Below are 826 nucleotides of genomic sequence, written 5' to 3'. Positions count from 1 at the left end.
GTGGAGGGGGATGGGGTGGTCGGCTTTCTCAGTTGGTTCGGGGTGCTCGGTGTTCTTGGCGGGGCCGACGGGTTCGACGGGTTCGACGGGTTCGGCCTGCGACTCGGGGTTGCGGCTCTGGCTGTGGTTGCGGGGGAGCGGAGCGCCGGTCTTGCTCGGCGTTGTTCCGGTGACCTTTACGCCGGTGGTCGTCACTTGTACCGCCGAGGTGGCCTGCGGGACGGACGTGCTCGACGTCGCGGTCGCACTCCCGCTCTGTCCAGATCGCGTCCGCACAGCCGACAGCGCCATCTCCGCCATCTCGGCCACCTCCGCCGGTTCGGATCGCGGAGCGCTCGTCCGCACCGTGTTCGGCTCCGGTCCCGCCGGCCCGACCGCCTGCATCGCCTCGCCGGGCTGTCTCGCGCCCGGCAACCGTGCCGACGTGCTCGTCTTATCCCCGGTGGCCGCCTTCTTCTCCCCAGTCCTCTTGCCTTCCGCCTCGCTCGTCATCTCCGCTTCCACCGTGACCACCTCCGTGCCGGCCGCGGTGCGACCGGTGCGGGCCGTCAACTTGGCGTGGCGGCCGCCGGGCAACGGGATGGTCACCACGTCGCGTTTGGCCGCCGCGACCAGTTCGGCCGCCTTGCCCCGTACGAGCTGCCGGTCGCGGCGCTCGCCGTGGCCGGGGTCGGTGCCCGCGCCGTGCCGGGCACGGGGGGCGTGGACCAGCTCGCCCCGGGTGCGCCGTACGCTGCCGGCTCCGTCGCTCCTGTCTTGGCCGTCGGTGTCGGCGGCGTCTGCGTCGGCGTCGCCGGCGTCGTGACCGTCACCGTGACCGACACCG

Annotated in this window: 1 protein-coding gene; it reads right to left on the bottom strand. The window is 72.9% G+C overall.

Annotated features, from left to right (window positions below; translation table 11 throughout):
• Positions 1-826, bottom strand: an 826-nt coding sequence (locus GWK61_RS54865) for a hypothetical protein (protein ID WP_194922337.1), incomplete at both ends; no start/stop codon positions are given.

The organism is Catenulispora rubra (assembly GCF_015356825.1).
Classification (GTDB): Bacteria; Actinomycetota; Actinomycetes; order Streptomycetales; family Catenulisporaceae; genus Catenulispora; species Catenulispora rubra.
The sequence above is the reverse complement of the archived record's forward strand: the minus strand, read 5'-3'. Positions and strand labels throughout refer to the sequence as shown.